Annotated in this window: 16 protein-coding genes and 1 pseudogene; 12 read left to right on the top strand and 5 right to left on the bottom strand. The window is 62.7% G+C overall.

The window, feature by feature from the left end:
* The first annotated feature begins 162 nt into the window (after positions 1-162).
* From LRS12_RS06310 to LRS12_RS06300, 3 genes are all read left to right on the top strand, one after another.
* Positions 163-1,947, top strand: coding sequence for a ParB/RepB/Spo0J family partition protein (locus LRS12_RS06310; RefSeq protein ID WP_257843824.1), 1,785 nt, complete (start codon positions 163-165; stop codon positions 1,945-1,947).
* Positions 1,948-2,009: 62 nt separating this feature from the next.
* Positions 2,010-2,231 carry a sigma factor-like helix-turn-helix DNA-binding protein gene (locus LRS12_RS06305; RefSeq protein WP_257843823.1) on the top strand — a complete coding sequence of 74 codons (222 nt, stop codon included), beginning with the start codon at positions 2,010-2,012 and terminating at the stop codon, positions 2,229-2,231.
* Positions 2,232-2,288: 57 nt separating this feature from the next.
* Positions 2,289-3,194 carry a HEPN domain-containing protein gene (locus LRS12_RS06300; RefSeq protein ID WP_257843822.1) on the top strand — a complete coding sequence of 302 codons (906 nt, stop codon included), beginning with the start codon at positions 2,289-2,291 and terminating at the stop codon, positions 3,192-3,194.
* Between the two features lie 34 nt (positions 3,195-3,228).
* Here LRS12_RS06300 and LRS12_RS06295 read toward each other — a convergent pair whose 3' ends face one another.
* Positions 3,229-3,693: a MucR family transcriptional regulator gene (locus tag LRS12_RS06295; RefSeq protein ID WP_257843821.1), complete on the bottom strand. Its 465-nt coding sequence runs from the start codon at positions 3,691-3,693 to the stop codon at positions 3,229-3,231.
* Between the two features lie 405 nt (positions 3,694-4,098).
* Here LRS12_RS06295 and dinB point away from each other — a divergent pair.
* Positions 4,099-5,184: pseudogene (dinB, locus tag LRS12_RS06290) on the top strand (DNA polymerase IV).
* A gap of 299 nt (positions 5,185-5,483) precedes the next feature.
* Here dinB and LRS12_RS06285 read toward each other — a convergent pair.
* Together LRS12_RS06285 and LRS12_RS06280 are read right to left on the bottom strand one after the other, a co-directional pair.
* A complete protein-coding gene (locus LRS12_RS06285) occupies positions 5,484-6,197 on the bottom strand; it encodes an RES family NAD+ phosphorylase (RefSeq protein ID WP_257843820.1) in 714 nt (237 codons plus the stop codon).
* Positions 6,187-6,576 (bottom strand): MbcA/ParS/Xre antitoxin family protein, encoded by a 390-nt coding sequence (locus LRS12_RS06280; protein ID WP_257843819.1) that lies wholly within the window; start codon positions 6,574-6,576, stop codon positions 6,187-6,189. The genes LRS12_RS06285 and LRS12_RS06280 overlap by 11 nt, the downstream gene beginning before the upstream one ends.
* 182 nt (positions 6,577-6,758) lie before the next feature.
* Between LRS12_RS06280 and LRS12_RS06275 the strand changes: the two genes are divergently transcribed.
* The 8 genes from LRS12_RS06275 to LRS12_RS06240 all read left to right on the top strand — a co-directional run bounded on the left by LRS12_RS06275 (position 6,759) and on the right by LRS12_RS06240 (position 15,482).
* On the top strand, positions 6,759-7,193 hold the full coding sequence (locus LRS12_RS06275; RefSeq protein WP_257843818.1) for a hypothetical protein: 435 nt from the start codon (positions 6,759-6,761) through the stop codon (positions 7,191-7,193).
* A gap of 4 nt (positions 7,194-7,197) precedes the next feature.
* On the top strand, positions 7,198-7,803 hold the full coding sequence (locus LRS12_RS06270; protein WP_257843817.1) for a hypothetical protein: 606 nt from the start codon (positions 7,198-7,200) through the stop codon (positions 7,801-7,803).
* 178 nt (positions 7,804-7,981) lie between these two features.
* The gene (locus LRS12_RS06265; RefSeq protein ID WP_257845446.1) at positions 7,982-8,875 is read left to right on the top strand and encodes a nucleotide kinase domain-containing protein; all 894 of its coding nucleotides are present in this window, start codon (positions 7,982-7,984) and stop codon (positions 8,873-8,875) included.
* Between the two features lie 63 nt (positions 8,876-8,938).
* On the top strand, positions 8,939-9,766 hold the full coding sequence (locus LRS12_RS06260; RefSeq protein WP_257843816.1) for a deoxycytidine triphosphate deaminase: 828 nt from the start codon (positions 8,939-8,941) through the stop codon (positions 9,764-9,766).
* 468 nt (positions 9,767-10,234) lie between these two features.
* Positions 10,235-11,461, top strand: a complete 1,227-nt coding sequence (locus tag LRS12_RS06255; RefSeq protein WP_257843815.1) for a nucleoside triphosphate pyrophosphohydrolase family protein — start codon at positions 10,235-10,237, stop codon at positions 11,459-11,461.
* A gap of 14 nt (positions 11,462-11,475) precedes the next feature.
* Positions 11,476-12,099, top strand: a complete 624-nt coding sequence (locus tag LRS12_RS06250) for a uracil-DNA glycosylase (protein ID WP_257843813.1) — start codon at positions 11,476-11,478, stop codon at positions 12,097-12,099.
* A gap of 250 nt (positions 12,100-12,349) precedes the next feature.
* Positions 12,350-13,420, top strand: a complete 1,071-nt coding sequence (locus LRS12_RS06245; protein WP_257843812.1) for a ComEC/Rec2 family competence protein — start codon at positions 12,350-12,352, stop codon at positions 13,418-13,420.
* 487 nt (positions 13,421-13,907) lie between these two features.
* On the top strand, positions 13,908-15,482 hold the full coding sequence (locus LRS12_RS06240; protein WP_257843810.1) for a CHAT domain-containing protein: 1,575 nt from the start codon (positions 13,908-13,910) through the stop codon (positions 15,480-15,482).
* Here the strand turns inward: LRS12_RS06240 and LRS12_RS06235 are convergent.
* On the bottom strand, positions 15,472-18,000 hold the full coding sequence (locus LRS12_RS06235) for a S8 family peptidase (protein WP_257843809.1): 2,529 nt from the start codon (positions 17,998-18,000) through the stop codon (positions 15,472-15,474). The two genes, LRS12_RS06240 and LRS12_RS06235, sit on opposite strands and share 11 nt — an antisense overlap.
* Before the next feature lie 42 nt (positions 18,001-18,042).
* Positions 18,043-19,026 carry an AAA family ATPase gene (locus LRS12_RS06230; protein ID WP_257843807.1) on the bottom strand — a complete coding sequence of 328 codons (984 nt, stop codon included), beginning with the start codon at positions 19,024-19,026 and terminating at the stop codon, positions 18,043-18,045.
* Positions 19,027-19,386 lie beyond the last annotated feature (360 nt).

The following is a 19,386-nucleotide window of genomic DNA, read 5'->3' as shown; positions in this document are numbered from 1 at the left end:
TCTAGTCCCGCCGCGGCGGGCCGCAACCGGCTTTGCCGGTCCTTCACGTTGTTACGGCCCTTCGGGTGCCGCCCGCCTCCAGTCGGCGGGACTGCCAGTCCGCTCCTTGCCGCCCACCCCCTTCGCCGGGGCCGGTGCGGTTCAGGAAGAAGGAGTAGACCCATGGAACTCAAGCATATCGACCTCACCAACCTGTCTGTCTCGACCGCCAATATGCGGGGCGTGAAGAAGGTGCCCGATCTCACCAACATCCTGCCGTCTGTACGGGCGCGCGGCGTGCTGGTGCCGCTGATCGTGCGGCAGAATGGCAGTCCCGACACCTATGAGATCGTCGCGGGCAAGCGGCGCTACCATGCAGCCCTTGCCGTGGCCGAAGAAGGCGGCGGGAGTGACGCGCTGCCGTGCGCGATCATGGAGGCGGGAGACGACGCAGCGGCGCTTGAAGCCTCGCTGATCGAGAACATGGCCCGGCTCGATCCCGACGAGGTGACGCGATGGGAGACGTTCACCCGGCTGATCCGCGAGGGTCGCAGCCCCGAGGATGTCGCGCTGACCTTTGGCCTCACCGAGGTGCAGGTGAAGCGTACGCTTGCGCTTGGCAATTTGCTGCCGCGCATCCGCAACCTCTACCGCCACGAGCAGATCGACGCGGTGACCGTGCGACACCTGACCCTCGCGAGCAAGGCGCAGCAGCGCGACTGGCTAGCGCTGGTCGACGATCCCGAGCAGCGCGCTCCGGTCGGTCAGCAGCTCAAGGCGTGGCTGTTCGGCGGTACGTCGATCCTGTGCGATGCTGCGCTGTTCGACGTTGCCGAGTACAAGGGCGAGATCGTCTCCGACCTGTTCGGCGACGAGCGCTATTTCGCGAGTGTCGAGACGTTCTGGACCGCGCAGGAGGCGGCGATTGCCGCGCGGGCCGAAGCATATCGCGAGGCCGGGTGGAGCGAGGTCGTGGTGCTGGAGCGCGGCGACTATTTCCGCAGCTGGGAGCATGAGCGGCGCTCAAAACGTCAGGGCGGCAGGGTGTTCATCAGCATCGGTCATCGCGGCGATGTCACCTTCCATGAAGGCTATGTCACCACCAAGGAGGCGCGGAAGCTGGAGCGGGGCGAAGCTGTCGAGAAGCCGACCCGGCCCGAGGTCACGGCGACCTTGCAGGACTATATCGACCTGCATCGCCATGCAGCGGTGCGTGCCAAGCTGGTCGATGCGCCGGGCGTGGCGTTGCGGGTGGCGGTCGCGCACATGATCGCGGGTTCGCCGCTGTGGAATGTACGTGTCGAGCCGCAGCGCGCGGCCTCCGATGCGGTGACCGAGAGCGTCGAGGTCAGCGCCAGCGAGGCGGCGTTCGATGCCAAGCGGCGCGCGGTAATCGCGTTGCTCGGGTTCGATCCCGAGGCACCGACGGTGACCGGTGGAAACGAGGGGAGCACTACCGCCCTGTTCGCCAAGCTGTTGTCGCTCGACGATGCACAGCTGTTGTCGATCCTCGCCATCGTCATGGCCGAAACCCTCGACGCGCGCAGCGACATGGTGGACCTGTTGGGCGAGCATCTGGCGGTCGACATGGCCCCGGTGTGGGAGGCCAACGATGCGCTTCTGGACGCGGTCCGCGACCGCGAGGTGCTTGGCGCGATGGTCGAGGAAGTGGCGGGCAAGTCCGTTGCCGAGGCGAACGCCAAGGAGAGCGGCAAGGTACTGCGCACCATCCTCAAGGACTGCGTTAGCGGCTCCAACGGGCGCGCGAAGGTCGAGGGCTGGGTCCCGCGCTGGCTGCGCTTCCCGGCATCGGCCTATACGCCACGCGGCGGCGTCGGATCGGTACGGCGCTCGGCTGCGGTTGCAACGCTGATCGCGCCAGAGGGCGAGGACGGTTTGGAGACGGTTGAGGGGAGCCAACCCAATGCCGCCGAGCCGCACACCGCGCAGCCTCCCGAAGCCGCATGACCATCCATCCGGGGACCGGCGCGCGCGAAGCGCCGCCGGTTCCTGCGCAAAGGAGCCGGATCATGGCTCACCATCTGCCCCTGCCGGAACTGCTCCGGCGCATCGATCAGGCGCTCGATACGATGGAGCCGCTGCCCTATGCGGTGTTCGAGCGGCACCGCTTTTCAGGTCTCGATTACGCCCGGATCGCCATCGAGCTTGGCGTCAGCGTGGACGAAGTCGAGCGCGCCCTTGCCGACGCAATGTTTCATATTAACCGCAGCGTCGAGCAGGGCGGGCTATGAGGCCCGCCTTTCGCTCTTTGGCTTGCCAGACTAAGCCGGGCGCGTGAGTGTGCAGCGATGAAGTCCGAGATCGACCATCTTCCCGAGCAGCAGCAGCGTGAACTCGAGCGCGTGCGCGCTATCCTGCTCGAGGAATTCGACAGGGCGATCGGTTCTGCAACCGCCGCGCACAAACGCAATGGCAAAGTGCTCAAGATCATCCTGTTCGGCAGCTATGCCCGCGAGGACTGGGTCGATGAACCCGACAATGGCTATCAGTCCGACTTCGATCTGCTGATCGTCGTCAGTCACGAAAACCTCACCGACATCGCCGACTACTGGTACATCGCCGAGGACAGGATCGCGCGCGATCCCAGCATCGCACGCCCGGTCAATATCATCGTCCATGCGCTGGACGAGGTGAACCGCAGCCTCTCGCGCGGCGAGTATTTCTGGACCGATATCGCGCGCGACGGCATCGCGCTCTACGAGCTGCCGGGCCATTCGTTGGCAACGCCCAAGCCGCTTACAGCGGCCGACGCGCACCGCATGGCGCGCGAGTATTTTGAGCGATGGTCAAATGGCGTCGATGACCTGCTGGCCGGAGTGCAGCTTTATCGGGAGCGTGATAACCCGAACCTAGCCGCGTTCACGCTGCACCAAGCTGCGGAGCGGCTCTATATCTGCTTCCTGCTTGTGCAGACGCTGTATTTCCCGCGCTCGCATAACATCAAGTTTCTGCGCTCGCTTGCCGAGGACAAAGACCCACGTCTGGTCGATGCGTGGCCGCGCGCGACCAAGGCCGACCGGGCACGGTTCGAGCGGTTAAAACGCGCCTATGTCGAGGCGAGATATTCGGCCAGCTATGCGATCACACGCGAGGATCTTGACGCGCTTGCCGCGTCCATCGAGCAGCTGCGCGACCTTGTTGCCGCGCTCTGCACCGAGCGGCTCGAAGAGCTCAAGGCCGCCGCAGAAAGCTGACCGGCCGCGCTGCGGCCGGTCTTTCATCACTTATTCAGGCAGATTTCGGCGCACGCTTCTTGGCCGCACGGCCTTTGTTACCCAGGCCGATCTTCTTCGCCATCGCGCGGCGCGCTTCCGAATAGCTTTCCGCAACCATCGGGTAATCGGGTTTGAGGTTATAGCGCGCGCGATACTCTTCCGGTGTCAGACCGTGCGTCGAGAGATGCCGCCGCAGCGTCTTGTACGGCTTGCCGTCGATCATCGAAATGATGTGATCCTTCGACCCGAGCGACTTGCGAACAGTCACTGCCGGCACGAACTCTTGCGCCGGTTCGGCGTCATCCTGAGGTGCATTCGGCGCGGAAGTTGCGCCCGAAAGTTCGGTCAATGTCGCATGCATCGTGCGCAGAAACGTCGGCACTTCGTCCGCCTGCACGCGGTTGTTCTGGTTTCCGAGCCACGCAATCGTCAGCTCGGTTGCAAGCTCGACCGGGTTCAAATTCGTGTCTTCAGACATGGCATTTCCTTCTCAAGCAGCGCAGCTGATCTCTCAATTTACCTCCATATTGGATGTATTCTGATTGTCGAGGGCTCGGTCCTTGGCGCGGCCTCGGTTGCATTGGTCGGGGGCGGCGGAGAGGACGGGGAGAAGCGGCGGGTGAAGGGGGAGGAGTGGATGCAAGATAAAGGCAGTGTCTCGCACCCGTGCTTAACCCATTGTCTGCACATCCTTTTTATGGAGATACCGGTGGTGAACGAGTCTCTTGTTCGGGCCGGTTTCCGCCAAGCCATTGTAAAGGCGTCAGTTTCGGCTTGGCTTAGAGAGACTATCGGTGGCTCGTGCGGGCTTTTGCCGCATAGAGAAACCAAAGGCAGCGCCTTGCCCGTTCCATCTTTGTTCGGGCTTCGCTAAACCATGCCAATGACCGATCCGACCGTCCGAAAGATCATCCATATCGACATGGATGCCTTCTTCGCTTCGGTCGAGCAGCGCGACGATCCGGCGCTTCGGGGAAACCTGTCGCCGTCGGCTCGGCGGCGGCACGCGGCGTGGTGGCTGCGGCAAGCTATGAGGCACGTACGTTCGGGGTGCGCTCGGCCCTGCCATCGGTGACCGCATTGCGGCGTTGTCCGGAGCTGGTATTTGTGCCGCCACGCTTCGAGGTTTACCGCGCGGTCTCGGCGCAGATCCACGCCATCTTTGCCGACTATACCGACCTCATCCAGCCGCTCTCGCTGGACGAAGCCTATCTCGATGTGACCGAGGATCGCCGGGGGCTGCAGACCGCCTGGGCGACCGCCAAGGAAATCCGCGCGCGCATCCTGGAGCAGACCGGTCTCACGGCATCGGCAGGGATCTCCTACAACAAGTTTCTCGCCAAGCTCGCTTCGGATCATCGCAAGCCCAATGGGCAGTTCGCGGTCACGCCCGAAATGGGCGCGGCCTGGGTCGAGCAGTTGCCGGTCGCCAAGTTCCACGGAGTGGGTCCGGTGACTGCCGCCAAGATGAAGCGGCTGGGCATCGAAACCGGGGCCGACCTCAAGGCGCGATCGATCGCGTTTTTGGCCCAGCATTTTGGTAGTTCAGCCGAATGGTATCATGGCATCGCGCGGGGCATCGACGATCGCCCGGTAAACCCGAGCCGTGAGCGCAAATCATCGGGGGGCGGAGACGACGTTCGACCGCGACCTTACCGACCCCGCTGAGATCGAGGCTGGCGTCCTGAAAATGGCTGGCGATGTCGCAGCATGGTGTTTGGGCCGTCAGCAGTTCGGGCGGACTGTCACAGTCAAGGCGAAGTACGCGGATTTCAGGCAAGTGACTCGCAGTCGAACCCAGCCACAGACGGTGTGCGATCCGAGCGATTTGCGGTCGACGGCAATCGAGTTGATCCGCTCCCTCTATCCGCTTGAGCAAGGGGTGCGGCTTGTCGGTGTTACGGTGTCGAAATTTGAACCGATGACGTGGGATATGCCGCTATTCTCGGATGACAAGTCGCTCGAGTGAGTGGCGGCAGCTTTGCGCCTCAAAGTCCGCCGTCCCGCCAATCCGCAAGCAAATCCGAAAGCTGTCGTTCGCATATGCCCGGCGGGGTGTCTGCAACGAGCGGAAAGCGGAAGGCAGCTTGCTGCGCTGCGCCCGCCGCTAGCGTAACGAACACCCTTGCTTGGCGAACGCACCCATCGCACTTCGCGCGACGAACTGGCTGATCAGCCTCGTCGCAAAGGCCGGCGTGGCGCTACTGGATAACCCGAGCCCACATGGGGAATGCGATTCTGCCTCAGGTTTCCGGGTGCATCCGATATTTATTGAAGTTCTTTGATCGCCGGGCCACTGAGCGCGTCGGCAGCGATAACCGTGCCTTGACCGCTAAATGAGTAGAGCGACAGGATACGCGCACCATCCCAGACAAATCGAAAGTGATCCGCCTGAACACTGCGTTCCAAGACGCCGCTGTTGAGAACAGCCAAGCAAGAAGCTCCGCTGCGCTCCGGGCAGTTGAACAGCACACCGTCAACTTGCGCCTTCACAAGTCGATCACCGATTGTCCAGCGCTCACTCTTATTATCAGGAAGAGCCGCACCACGAAGATCGGCAAACTCCCCGCGTATCCTTGTCGTGAGAACCCGCATATCAAGTCCTAACTTGGGCACACGGGTACTTCTTAGGAATCGCTCGCGTCGAACAACTGAGACGGCAAGCGCTGTCTGCAGCGTGTCAAAAAGCTCAAGCACCGCAATTGCGGGCCTGAACAAAGCGCTTCCTTCAGGGTTGAGATAAGTGAACGGCGCGTGATTCCAATTCTGTAGCTGCGGGCTGGCTTCATCGACCGCCCCGATGCCAATCAAGCGCTGCCGAGCCCGCACGCGTGGGCTGGTGAGCACCTCCAGTTCGGTGACCGCGTCATGCTGATCATTCGCGGCGATACGCTCATACACCCGGATGGGGGGGAAGCGCGATGGAATGAGCCGATGCCAAATCTGGTCAATTGATGCCAACTGGAACTGCTCAGCATCCACGCTGAGCGTCAAGATACTGTCTGACGCGGTAGATATCAACAACTTGCCCTCCGAGCATAACGTTGAGCGCGCTTTGGCCATCAAAATAGTCATTTTCCCGACGCACCCAACTATCTGCAGCGTCGGCGTCAGGGATCAGTATCTCGAGTGCTTTGAAGATCGACAGGATATGCGAGATGCGTTCCAGCGTGTCCGCCGGGATGACGCCGCCGTCCTTCTTCCATTTGAAGTAAGTCGATCGCGCCGGCGACCCCAGCAGCTTGATCTGTTCGTCGCTCGAGAGGCGCCAAAGTTCGGCAATTTTGAGGAAAGCTTCAAATCCGGCTGAAACCGATGGCATATCGCTACCCGACAGGGGGCCAGCTAAATTTTCAGCCATTGACACACTCCCTCACTCGACAGTCCGAGATTGGACTTGACCTCACATTAAGTCTCAACGTAGATAATCCAAATCCAGACACTTTTGGCGTTTTAGTCCAACCGATTCGATCGTCAAGCCTGGATCAACCTATGCGGCATGGCTGCGCGGGCCGCGCGCATCCTGGAACGGAGATCCGAGCGATGAAGGTCTATATCCATCCCCACGTCACAGGAGCGCTGCGCACGGCGATCAAGGACCTGTTGAATGCGATCGGCTGCGAGATCGTCGATGAACTGGAAGACTGCGAGATTGATCTCACGCCGTCCGAGCCGGCAGCCGATGACGATAACGATGACGTGCAGATCGCACCCGCATGCATCGTCGTGCTTGAGCCTGGCCTGACCGAAGACGATCTCGAGCCTGAATTGACGGCGGCGATCGCGCATGGTTGCCGCGTCATCGGCGTCTGGGGTCCGGGAGCCGATGGCGACCTGTCGCCGCTAGCCGACTATGGTGCGGACACCGTCGCCTGGGACGCGGAACGCATCCACGACGCCGTGTGCGGTGTGCCGCAGCACCAGGATCCCGCCGGAGCCGCGACACCCACCCCCACACCGACGACCGGCGGATGCTAAGCGGATGACCGTCTACAGTTATGTCATCGAGCACGACTTAGGCTTCGCGCCGAATCCGTTCCACGGCGCCTGCACGCTGGCATGCTGCAAGCCGGATATCCGCAAGGCAGCCAAGCTCGGCGATATCGTCATAGGGACAGGCGCGACTGCGACCGGACTGGTCAATAATATGGTATACTGGATGCGGGTCGACGAGATCATCGATTTCGACCAGTATCGCACGGCGCGGCGCTTTCGCTCCAAGCGTCCGGACATGCGTGCGCCGGGAAAGGCCGAGCGGTTCGGCGACAACATCTATGAGCGCGACCCGACGACGGGCCTGTTCAAGCAGGATTTCTCGTTCCACAGCAATGCGGACGGTAGCCGAAACGAAAAGAATCTGAAACGGGATACGGGCAAGACCGAGCGTATCTTGATCGGACGCGACTTCGCCTATTTCGGTGTGAAAGCGCCAGAAATTCCCGAGGAACTACGAGACCTTATCAAGAAGGGGCCCGGCCATAAGTGCCGGTTCAGCGCGGCCCGCGCCGAGGCTTTCGAGACTTGGGCGACCGGCCACCCAGAGCGCGGCTATGTCGCTAAGCCGACGCACTGGGCCTCGTTAAAGTAGACAGAACTACGGCTATCTTGCGATAGCGGCACTCACTCCTTGCCGTTGAGCCGCCAATCTCAGGACCCAATGACCCCGACCTCCGTCTATAACAGCTACTGGCGCTTCGCCGCCGAGCGCCACGCGATCTACGAGCGCCGCCTTTCCGACCCCCCAAGGGCCATGGACGGATGATCCGATCCTCGCCACCTACCGCTTCACCAACACTTATCGCGCCGCAGACCGCGTCAGCCAGTATCTTATCCGCAACGTTCAATACCGCTCGGACCGTTCGCAGGCTCCGGCCGAGCTATTCTTCCGCACCCTGCTGTTCAAGATTTTCAACAAGATCGAGACGTGGGAACTTATAGAAACTCAGCTAGGTCCGGTTTCCTGGCAGAGCATGGACCTATCCGCGGTCGATGCTCTGCTTGATCGAGCGATGACTCACGGCGCCCGTATCTACTCGGCCGCCTACATCATGCCTTCGCCGCAGCTCGGACATGCGCGAAAGCACGCGAATCATCTGTCGTTGCTCGCGCGGATGATGGATGATGGCCTGCCGGCACGGGTGGAGCGCGCGCGCAATCTTGCTGAGGTGTACGAACTGCTCAGCCCGTATCCTGGACTCGGGCCGTTCCTCACCTTTCAGTATGCGATCGACCTCAACTACTCGAATCTACTCGACTTCTCAGAGGCTGATTTCGTTGTAGCGGGGCCGGGCGCGCTCGATGGGATCGCCAAATGCTTTGAAGACACCGGTGGCCGCTCAGCGCGAGAGGTGATCGAGCATATGGCCCAGGTCCAAGACCGAGAGTTCGCCAAACTTGGAATCGACTTTAAGGGGCTGTTCGGACGCAAGCTCCAATTGATCGATTGCCAGAACATCTTCTGCGAAATCTCGAAGTACGCTCGAGTTGCGCATCCAGAAGTCCGCGGCGTTAGCGACCGTAAGCGCATCAAGCAGTCGTATCGGGCCTCCCTGCGCGCCGAGCCCGCCCCACTTTTTCCACCTCGTTGGCAACTGGAGGTTCCGTCAATGGATAACGGATTGACGTTGAAATCTTCAAGCCGCCAAGGACAGCTTTTCTAAAAAAAGCCGATTTCAGCTTGACTGGAATAAACAAAGCAAGCCAGCAAGGTTGGGGAGGGCTCGATGCTGAAATTATTTCGGGGAGAAAAAGGTGACCCGGGACCGAGAGGCGGCTTTTGGTCAGCCCAACGAATTCGTGCGCAGCACGAGAAAGCCACTCCCCTCTTCTGGGTGCCGAAAGAAGAGGACGACTCCGATCCCGGTCAGTACACTTTAGATGACGCGCAACTGAAGGCCGCTTCATACAATATCAAGATGGGGCGTGAAGCTTATGTGACCCCTGTCAGCGACACTGACCCGAAGAGCATCCGTAAACTCGAATCGAAAGAATCTTTTAGAATACCGCCGGGACAATTCGCTTTCTTGTTAACCGAGGAGGCTGTACGAGTTCCGCCTGATGCGTTCGCTCTTGTTGCACTTCGTGCTCGAGAACTTCAATTTAAGGGGCTGATCAACGTCTCCGGCTTCCACATCGACCCGGGATACGACGGACGCCTTGTCCTCGCAGTATATAATGCTGGCCCTAGCGAAGTTCATCTGAAAGCGGGGCAGGCCTTGTTCGAGGTATTTTTTGCTGACCTCGATGAGACGACTGAACGACCTTATGGCGGCGAACAAAGCAAAAGCAAAAAGCCTCTCTTCCATATCGAGCCCGAGGCAATATCCGCGATCGCTGGAGAGTTCGAAACCCTGAAGGGATTAAAGAACAAGATCGAGGAGGTCGAGTCAGAGTTGGATGATCGCATCCGATCGCTTGAACGTGAACAGACCGTCACCCGATGGGCAAGTGCGCTTATCCTGGGCGGGTTGATCGCTTTTGGCGTTCGAGAGTGCTCGCCGAAGGTCGTATCGGCTGCGGAGTTTACTGCAGGAGTCGGCATTGATGACTGACGTCAAAGCTTCCCCGCCGGGCAAGCAGCCGAGAGTTCGCAGAGTGGGTCCAGCTTATCGGGCGAGGTGGATCACGGTCGCTCTCACTCCGTTTTTTGTCGCGATACTTATCTTGGCGCTAAGCCTACCGGCAAACTGGGAGACCATAGCTCAAGCAGGCCTGGTACAGCCAGCCGTCGCCGCGCTCATTTCCCTTAGCATCGTCCTTAGCTTGCGCCTCACTTGGGGGCGGTATTCAAATGACAGACGGAAGGGCGTGGTTTCGGCGTCAAGCGCAACTATCGCGGTAAAGCTCTGGGCGATTTGTTTCACTTTACTGTTCGGATCAATGATAGTTTCATCAGTCGCGAACAGGTGGTCCGGTGCAATCACCAAGAACGGCAATTCGCCCCCACAAGCTACAGAGACCCAACTGGAAGTGAGTACAAACCAATCCGCTCCCGTCGTAGCCAAGGCTAAGGTCACGCGGTGACTGCGTTCCTGCCCCTCGATCAGGTGCGTCGACAGCTCGCTCCACGCCGGAATTTCACCGACGATCTGATGCTCGATGAGTATCAGCGATACGCCGGCGCGCTCAATCGGACGGGTCTCCGGGATGACGCTGCTCGCGATTTTCTTATGATGGGGCTTTTCGGCGAAACCGGAAGCCTGCTCAGCGAGGTGAAAAAGAAGCAGCGGGACAAGCGTGCGTATCTCTCCTACCGCGCATCCTCGGTGGAGGAACTGGGTGATGTGCTTTGGTATTTCGCCAACGTCGCGCGGCTAGTCCCCGTAAAGATATCGGACCTTGCTGCGCGTGCTGTTCAGAGCCGGGGCTGGGGGTTCAAAGGCTCGCAGCATCGCCCTCGCACTTTCACTGCGCTCCAGCAGGCGGGACGAAATTTCGGCGAGCCGGCAAGCGGCCGGCAGGTCGAGCGGCGCCTGCTGATTTTAGCTAGTCGTGTCGGTGCCTTCCTCGAAATTGGCCGCGGCGCCAACGCCGAAAGGGAGACAATAATTCAATCGATGGTCGAAATTTTCCGCGGGCTCATCGCTGCGGCGGATATCGCTCATCTCAGCCTAGACGAAGCTGCTCAATTTAGCCTCGCAAAGTCGCTCGACCGTTTCCCTGTCGTTCGCGACTGGGGAGAACCATTCGACAACGACTTCGATGCCGACGAGCAGCTCCCGCGACGGATGGAAATAACTTTTCGGGAGAAGCTGACAACGAAGGGTGCGCCGTACGTCATCCAGCAATGGCATGGCATCAACGTCGGTGACCGGCTTACAGACAATGCGCTGGTGCCCGACGATTATCGCTACCACGATGTCTTTCACCTCTCCTACATCGCCTTCCTTGGTTGGTCGCCGGTAATGCGTTCACTCCTTCGCCTAAAGCGCAAGAGCCGCCCCGAAATCGACGAGCAACAGGACGGTGCGCGCGCGATCATCGCAGAGGAAGGTATTTCCAACTGGATATTCGCGCATGGACTGCGCCATCATGCCTTCGAGGGGGTGACGGGGCTCGACTACGGACTACTGAAGACGATCCGTCAGATGGTGAAGGGCTATGAAGTCGAATCTCGGCCGCTCTGGATGTGGGAGGAAGCGATCATCCGGGGGTTCGAAGTGTTTCGTGAGCTCCGTAAGAACAAGGGCGGCGTGGTCGTCGCCGATATGATTCGCCATCGTCTCACGTACCGGTCATTGAAATGAGCATCACACTAGCGGTGGAGGAATTCGTCGAAGCGGTCGCCATGCTCCGAATGGACAACTGCTTCAATCCCTACGCTGACCGTTACGATCCTTTCGATGTGGAGGACGCGCCAAAAATCCGCAGATCTAATCTGCGGCACGTCCTGAAGGCTGCGGCGGAAACGAGTGTAGACGACCTTTGGATTGGGCTTGAACTTGGCCATAACGGAGGCCGCCGGACCGGTCTTGCTATGACAGATGATACTCACCTTCTGGCACATGGCAGCCGTTTCGGAGTAGCGGGCTTGTTGCGTCGTGCGACTCAAGCGGGTCCGACGAAGGAAGTGACCGCCGGTACCGTTTGGGAAGCGCTAAGCCGTGTGGAGCGACCTGTGTTTCTCTGGAATGTGGTTCCTGTTCATCCGCATCGCCCCGAAGAACCCCTTTCTAACCGGCGGCACACCGCAACTGAGCGCGAAATTTGTGTATCGCATCTCCATACCCTCATAGAATTGCTCCGGCCGAAGCGGATAGTCACAGTGGGCACTGATGCGGCAATTGCACTAAAGCGGTGCGGATATCCTCACGTGCCAGTGCGCCACCCTGCCTTCGGAGGAAGGCGCCAGTTCCTCAAGCAAATCGCCGCCCTCGACCAGTAGCGAGCGAGCTTAGCGTGGCATGCGTAGCCCGCGATGTCTGAATTTGCCCGATCTCCGCTCCAAAGCGGACATACTGCAATCGGCCCAGTTTCCGCCATTACCTCATGCGATCTGGGGGCGACCGGTTTTGGCCGAGAGCCGACTGGCGACATTGGGACGCCCGAACGCGAAAGCGGGCATTCGCAGAATCTATCGTAAGAGTTCACTAGAAGAGGTGACAGGCGCCGGTTGGTAGGGAGAGGAAGAAACGGTGACGTTCAGACTGAAGATGCTGCCCGCTCTCGACGGCGACTGCCTGCTTCTGTCCTGGGGCGACGACGGGCCGCTCCACCACATGGTGGTCGATGGCGGCAGGAAAGGCGCCTACGCCTATCTTCACGACGAGTTGGCCGCGATCAAGAAGGCCGGGGAGAAGCTGGACCTCTACGTGCTCTCGCACGTGGATGCGGACCATATCGAGGGCTCCCTCGCCTACTTCGACGACGTCAACCGCCCGCTGTTGCCGGAGCAGGTTTGGTATAACGGCTTCGAGGAGATGGGACGCGCGGGCGTTCGCAGCATGCGGCAGGGCGACGACTGGTCGAAGGCGATCGCGCGGCTGCGCCTGCCGCTCAACACGCCCTTCGAGGACGGCGTAGCGGCGATTGAGAAGGCGCCAGGTCCGATCGACGTCGAAGGTCTGAAGGTCACGATGTTGTCGCCGGACGCGGCGCATCTGGCTGCGATGCGTGTCAGGTGGGAGGCCTACCGCAAGACGATCGCAACCGCGCGGTCCGGCGTGCGCGGAGGGGCGAGGGCGGCCCGACCGCCGGTGAAGCCGCCGATCGTCGTCGACGACTATGTGGCCGACGGCGAGATCGACACCGAGATCCCGAACGGGACTAGCATCGCGTTCGTCGCCGAGTGGCGGGACCGGCGCGTCCTGCTCGCGGGTGACGCACATCCTGATCTGCTGACGTCGTGGCTGAAGCCTCTCGCGAGGGAGGAGGGCGGGCGCTACCGCCTCGATTTTCTCAAGGCGTCCCACCACGGCAGCAAGAAGAACACGTCGCGCGAGCTCATCGAGAGCATCGATTGCCGTCAGATCGCGATCTCCACCAACGGTTCGCTGCATCAGCATCCCGATCCGGAATCGATCGCACGGTTCATCCACTACGGCGTGCCTGGCGTCAAGGATGTGTGGTTCAACTACGGATCGGACTGGACGCTACCGTGGGGCGATGACGACACGAAGGCGAAGTACGGCTACAGGGCTCACTTTCCGCCTGCGGACGGCCAGGGAATCATGGAGATAGACCTGATGGTGAATTCGGCGCCCTGAGACGAGATGGTTCCGAAGCGGAAGGGTCCTCTTGAACCGAACGTCCGCCCGGTTGACAATCGGTCAAGCGATCGGCCGCCAAGGCCGACGAGAGAAGTGTGGCGGGGGCCAATGATGGACTACGGTTGGACGAGCATCGACGAAATTGGGCACAAGCTCGCCGAGATCCTGTCGGCGCGGTATCCCGGCGAGGTGACCGAGCTGGACGTCTTCATCGAAGGCGACACGATTGTCCTGTCCGGCGAGGTGGCGAGCGAGGCCTGCCGCGGCGACGCGAAGCGTCAGCTTCTCGCGTTCGACGGCGTGTTCAAGGTGTCCAACCGGCTCGAGGTCGCCGCCTTCCTAGAGGGTGCCAGCGACTCCTCCGACGAGGACGACTACTTCGACAAGGTCGAGACGGAGGAGGTCGCGCGATCGGACGGCGAGGGCGCCCCCCGGAATCGAGGCCCGCTGGCATCGCAAGAGCGCCAATCCCGTATGGGACGAGATGTACAACGGCGGCGGCAGCGGCCGGATCGAGGGCCCCGGGGTCGAATATGCGTCCTACGACGGGGACGAGGAGCTGGATCCCGTCGAGGTCAACCGCTATCCTATCGTGGAGAGTTCGGGCGAGCCGTCGGCCGGCGCCGTCCTCGACGTAACGGTGGACCTGACGACGGATGCGAATGGCGGAGAGAGGCTGATCAACGTCGGCAGCTTCGCCGCCGACTGGACCGAGATCGAGCTGTCGGTGCAGATCGTCGGCGACTGGCTGAAAGCCGTGACGCCCCTGACCGGTTCGATCACGCTACGCAGGGACGGGCCCACGACCCCGGCCACGTTCACCTGTACCGTTTCTCCGGACTACGTGCGGGGAACGCCCGCTGTGCTGCAGGTCTACTATCTGCACGGCACGCGCATCTGCGGGTCCACGCGACGGGACCTGGCGGCGGCCGATGCGCCGCGGAAGGCCACCGATGCTGAGGAGCAGGCGAAACCGGCACAGCCGAAGGCTCCTCCCGCTGCGGCCAGCGTGGTCACGGTGGCGCCCGACGCGTCGGGCCCCGCGCTCGTCGTTATGATCGCGGGCGTGGAAGGCCAGCAGCAGTGGGTCTGGAAGACCTACGGGCCGGACGGATACCGGACCGGCAGCGGGACCGTGCAGCTCGGCGGCACGGCGAAGACGTTCGCCGACACGCTTCTCGCGTCATGCCCGGACCTACCGGTCGAAAGCTTCCGGCGCACGATGCGCGGTATCGGGGAGACGATCTGGCGCAAGGCGCCTGACGGCTTCCGCGACGCCTATCTGCGCTGCCGCCAGGTCCTAGGCGGCGACTTTCCGATCCAGTTCAGCAGCGACGACCCGCACGTGCCGTGGGAGATGATGAAGCCCGACATTGATGGCGGGAAGGTGGACCACCTCTACATTGAGCATCCCGTCGCCCGGTGGCCGCTGAACACGAACGGCGCGCTGCGGCCGACGTTCCTGCCGGGAGACATCCTGTCCTTCGTGCCGGACTATCCCGTGCAGAAACTGGCTTCGGCGGCGGCCGAGAGCGCGTGGATCTGCTCGACCCTAGGTGCCATTCGCATGGACCCGACGCGCGACGCATTTCTCGACTTGCTGGATGGGAAGCATCCCCGTCCCGTGCAGATGATCCACTTCGCGGGACACGGCATGGCCGACACGGGCTCAAACGATGGCGGCATCGAGCTTCAGGACGCTCCGGTCGGCCTGATGGAGGTTAACCAGTCCTCGGTCCAGATCGGTCACCGGGACGGGCCGCTGATTGTGCTGAACGCCTGCGAGGCGTCGGCCGGCGCCGAGATGCTGGGGATGAACACAGGCTGGGGCGCGATGGTCCCCGCCACCGGTTTCGGCGGCCTGATCGCGCCGCTCTGGGCAGTGCAGGACGCGATGGCCTTCCAGATGGCTCAGGACACTCTTCCCCAGCTCGTGAGCGGGCGCGTAACCCTCGGCGCTGCGGTGCGCGATGCGCGCTGGAAGAACGCGGACGCGTCGGTCGCCGCGCTCGCCTATCTGACGCACGGCGACGTGATGGCGCGGTTCGCTACGTCCTGACTAGGCTGGGGACGTCGACCAGCGCCGAGGCGGGGACGATCGCCCTTACCTCCGACACGAGGTCGTTGGTGGTTTCCGGCGTCCTGATCGATACGATGAGGCTGAAGGGGACCGCGAGGTTGGCGGGCGGGGTCTCGGCGTTGGTCGCCCACCATCCCCGGCTAGGCGCCACGTTGAGCAGCCGACGTCCGACGAGCTGATAGGCCGGACCGCGCCAGACGTCGTGATGGAGCGTGCCCCGGTTGCGCTTGCGCCAGCCCAGCGCCCAGCCGTTGTCTGCGGTGCTGGATTCCGACGCGAATACAGCGCGGTTGACCCGCCGCTCCGCGCGCGCCTCGCTCTCCTCGAAGCGCTGGAAGTCGAAGCTGAGGCCGTGCGAAGAGTAGAGCTGCGGGCGCTGCAGCCCGGCGCTATGGAGGTCCGGCTCGATAAAGTAGGACAGCGTGCACCGCATCTCGACTTCGGTAGAGCCGAGGGCGCCGAGGGCATGGTCCGGCCATGGCAGGCGGAAGGACTTCATCTCTTTGAGTGTGACCCCGCGGCCCTCATCTTGCTTGAACGGCCTGAGCGTGTCCTGCGCGATGAGCGTGAGCGCGTTGTCGGCGCTCCAAAAGACGCGCTCTTCGTCGGGAACGCCCCAGCCGAAGCAGTCGAGCGTCGCGAGAGTCGCCTCCTCCTCGGTGGCGCCGGCGGCGATCAGATCCTGCCGTCGGGCCTGCATGATGGCGGTCCACTCCGCGCAGTGGACGAGCAGGCCGCGCACGGTCTCCGGCCGCATGGCCGGGTATCGGGCGAGCACGCGGCCGGCGAGGCGCGAGGCGGCGGCGCATGCCGCGCTCGTGTCGCCCGTGAAAGTGATCGGCCGGCGGGTGGGATCGTTGGACGTGGTCGCGATCATGTCGGGGGCGTGCGGATGCGAGGTGCGCCCGCCCGGATCGATGCCGTGGTTGCCGCCCTCCATGACGATATCGGGCTTGTGGTGCTTGGGGCGGAAGCGCCACGGCTGGGCGGTGCGCGACCGCGGCGACAGTCCGCCGGTGTCGGCGAGAGGCGACGGACCCGTGCACTTGTGCGTAAGCGCGCCGACCGAGAGCACGTTCAGCGCCTGCGCGGGCGACTGGATGCCGTGGTCCCCATTGAGCGTCGCGTAGGAGGAGACGAGGTAGGGCGCGGTGGCGGAGGTCTCGACGTTGCCGACCGCGACGCAGAACAGCCTCGTGTTGCGCCTGTCGTTGAACGCGAGCTTGTCGAGCGTGGACGAGGTCGAGGTCGGGCGGCCGTCCTCGGGCTCGCCGACGGCGGTGGCCGCGAGGCAGTAGACGCGCCGGTGCTCGTCCTCGGCCTCGGCGGCTCGGACGCCGCGCGCGATCGCGTCGCGCGCCGGGATGCGGACGGGGCTGCCGGGATTGAACACCGCGACAGACTCAAGGCCGATTTCGAGCCTGACCGCGTCGGTGCCGCCGGCGACGTCGGCGAGGTCGCCGTAGAGCGCGACGCCTGCCATCTTCGTCCCGTGGCCGTCCGGGTCGAGGGCGTTCCACGCGCGGGCGACGGCGCGGCAGCGTTCGGCAGGCAGGGCCGGCGAAATCAGTGCGTTCGCCCGGTTGACCCCGGTATCCAGAAGCGTGACCCACGGCGCGGCCGGCGGCGCGGGCACGATCCGGTCGGCGATGGCCTGATACTGCGCGAGGCGCGCGGGCGGCGGCAGGTCGGCGTGCTCGGCGATGAAGCTGGACGCACCGCGCAGTTCGACAACAGCCGCACTGCTGCCGATGAGGCGGTCGAGCGCCGCCTTGGTCGCGATGACGTTGTAAACCAGGATGTCCACGAACTCGGACCGGCGTCCCGACGTCTCGATTCCGAGCTCGTCGACCGCGGCCTCGAAGGCGTCGACCATCGGCGCGCGAACCCAGATCTCCCATTCGGCCTCTCCGCGGCCGCCGGGGAATCTCTCCAGCGTGTCGGTCCAGAGGTCCTCGATCGTCGCGCGCCGGAACTCGGCGGCGCTCTCGAAAAGCCAGAAGTTACGCGGCCGCTTGATCGAGTCCCCGGTGTCGGGATCGAACTCCTCGTTGCGGCGGTCATCGCCGTCGGGGTTCCACTCCTCGTAGGATGTCAGCGACTTGCCCAGCGACTCGATCGCGCTGCCGGTCAGGAAGTAAATGGCGCGGTCATGCCCGCGGTTCTCCTCGACCTTGGCGTGCCGCTGCACGTTGAGGAGCTGCATCCCTCTACTGGTGGAGCGCCTGGCGGTGCCTGTGACCAGCTCCTCGCCCTCGCGCGACGTCACCGCGACCGTGAGACCGCGCTTCCGCGCCGGGACGCCCATCGCGGCCTGCTCAATCCGCGCATCTCGCATGCTGCTGGAGAGGTTCGCGAGGTCGCCACGCAGGCGGCCCGCATGGGCGGCCCTGTTCTCGAGGGCCGAGGGCGCGCGGTTTGAGCCGCCGCCGTGCGGCTGGAAGTCATCGGACGCGCGACCAATGCCCTGGACAATAATGTGACGGTGTCGAGCCATTCCAGCTGGTTAGCACTCGGCCGGGTCGTGTGCCAGATGAAGCTACTGCCGATCCGGATGCTTACGGTCCGAGATCGCCTGCAGGATCGTGGCGCCGGTCAGGCACCCGCCCTCCTCCAGTACCGCATCGCGCGCCGCGTCGTCCGCCGCGGCGACGATGTCGGCTTGGCTTAGGCCCTGGGCTGTCGCGGAAACCTCGCTCCACGGCACGCCGGACAGGTCGAACTGCGGCAAGCGCTGAGTGAGGATCCGACGGACGTGGTCGGGCGGGGGCAGATCGTAGCGCACTATGGCTTCGAACCGCCGAAAGAACGCGCGGTCGAGCAATTCTTGGTGGTTGGTTGCGGCTAGGATGAGGCTGCCCGACGATTCCTCGTCCAGGAACTGGAGAAACGAGTTGAGCATCCGGCGCGCCTCGCCAATGTCGTTGTCGGCGCCGCGCCTTGTAGCTAGCGCGTCGACCTCGTCGAAGAAGTAGACGCCTCGCGCGCCCTGCATGGCGTCGAACACGATGCGCAGCTTGGCGGCGGTCTCGCCCATGTACTTGGTGATGACGCCATCGAGTTGCACGGTGAACAGCGGCAGCCCCAGCTCGCCAGCGATCGCCGCGGCGGTCAGGCTCTTGCCGGTGCCCGGCGGACCCGACAGCAGCACCTTGCGCCGCGGCAGGAGCCCGCTAGCGGCGAGGAGTCCGCGCTCGCGGTGCTCGCGCACGATCTTGCGCAGCCGCTTCTCGACGTCGTCGGCGAGCACAACGTCGGACAGGCGCGTCTCAGGATAGGAGGCGCGAACCAGCGAGGCGAGCTCACCCCTCGGCGCCGCGATCATCGTCGGTCGCGAAGCGACGCGCCGCTCGTCGGTCTCCTCGCGCAGGGATCCGACCAGCGTGCCGATCTCGTCCGCCATCCGGTGGTGGCCGGCCTTGCGGGCGTCGGATGCAATGTGGTCCGCGATCGCGAAAAAGCGCTCGTCGTCGCCGGCCGCATGGCTGCGGATCATCGCGATAAGCTGCTTGCTGTTGGCCATGCGGGTGCTCCTATTTACTCGCGGCGGATTGGTCGAGTGCTTGGATCAACAACCGATCTGCGCGTTCGCGCAGCCTATCCGAAGCCGAGATTAAACGCAACGCTTTATGCACCAATTCACTTACAGACTCGTCCGATCTGACTGGATCGACGACGTTGCGTAAACGCTGCCGCACTCGCTTCGAGAATGCGCCCTTTTTGAGCGATCGGCTGAGAGTAGATTTGTCTATGGCGGCCATATCGGCCACCTGTCCAACGCTAAGCCGAAAAACCTCCATATGTGAACGCACTTGGTCGGCCAGGTTCGGGTCTTCAATGCGCGTGGGTCGGGCCATGGCCTTTGATTGCATAAACCGTTGCA

The organism is Sphingomonas sp. J344 (assembly GCF_024700005.1).
Taxonomy (GTDB): domain Bacteria; phylum Pseudomonadota; class Alphaproteobacteria; order Sphingomonadales; family Sphingomonadaceae; genus Sphingomonas.
Note: the sequence above shows the minus strand (reverse complement) of the source record. Positions and strands in the feature narration are given on the sequence as shown.